Origin of the sequence: Psychromonas arctica (genome assembly GCF_038155225.1) — a bacterium.
GTDB classification, from domain to species: domain Bacteria; phylum Pseudomonadota; class Gammaproteobacteria; order Enterobacterales; family Psychromonadaceae; genus Psychromonas; species Psychromonas arctica_B.
The window spans coordinates 1-208 of the sequence record NZ_JBAKBA010000453.1 but is presented as its reverse complement, the minus strand read 5'-3'; the positions used below and the strand labels follow the sequence as shown (position 1 = coordinate 208).

Here is a 208-nt window from a genome sequence, read left to right as displayed (position 1 = left end):
GATAAAAAACAAATCATCGTTCCTGTTACTGCCGTTAACTACACACTATACGGAGAAACAGTTTATGTATTAACTGAACAACAAACTGATGAGGGTAAAACGATTTTAGAAGCGAAACAAAGAATCGTCACATTAGGTAAAACAAAGGACGATAGTCTTCATGTGTTATCTGGCTTAGATGAAAATGATGTGATTGCCACTAGCGGAC

At 36.5% G+C, this 208-nt stretch carries 1 pseudogene; it reads left to right on the top strand.

Annotation, left to right across the window (positions count from 1 at the left end):
• Positions 1–208: pseudogene (locus tag V6255_RS19065) on the top strand (efflux transporter periplasmic adaptor subunit); the annotation flags it as partial.